Raw genomic sequence first — 625 nt, 5'->3', positions numbered from 1 at the left:
TTTCATCGGCAATAAAGATTGCTGTCCTAAAACCGTTCCATCCTGTGCAGGCAAAGATTTTTCTATTTTGTAATGTCTTTTGATCTTGTAATAATTTATTTTTAAATCTAATTATCTCTTCAACTTTTTCTTTCTCTCTGCTATGTCTGGTTTCACAAAACTCATATTCCTTATCATCAGATAATCCTTTTGAGATTTTGTTTATAAAATAAAATCCACAAGAATAATTGTTATATTCAATAAAGTCATTATTCTGGTAGCATTCGCTATTTATATCCAGGTTATTAATTTCCTTTCCAATATCCTTGATTCGCCAATACTCAACTAACCCAAATATCAATATAAAGAAACCAAACCATTTCACTATTTTTTTCTTTTTCATAAACTTTGCCTATTATTTCAAAACCACTTCAATTGGAGGGTTACAACGATATTCTTTCAAAGATGAAAATATCAGCAGATCCCCGCCTAGTCTGTTTAAATTTCTCCATTTATTGAAATGGCTGTTCCTAACTGGGTAGAAAAGGTCTTCAGGTTTAGAATCGAAAAGAGAAAGGGGGCTGCTATATAGGCTGAGGCTGCCATAATCTCATTTTTCTTATCTGAAAGCTGATGGCTATAAAAC

1 protein-coding gene is annotated in these 625 nt (G+C 31.8%); it reads right to left on the bottom strand.

Annotated features, from left to right (window positions below; genetic code table 11):
* On the bottom strand, window positions 1-382 hold a 382-nt coding region (locus HMPREF3050_RS00825; RefSeq protein ID WP_246830195.1), incomplete at its 3' end, for a hypothetical protein.
* Window positions 383-625: the final 243 nt, after the last annotated feature.

This window comes from Neisseria sp. HMSC065D04 (assembly GCF_001815675.1).
Taxonomy (GTDB): domain Bacteria; phylum Pseudomonadota; class Gammaproteobacteria; order Burkholderiales; family Neisseriaceae; genus Neisseria.
This window is presented reverse-complemented; position numbering and strand designations above follow the sequence as displayed.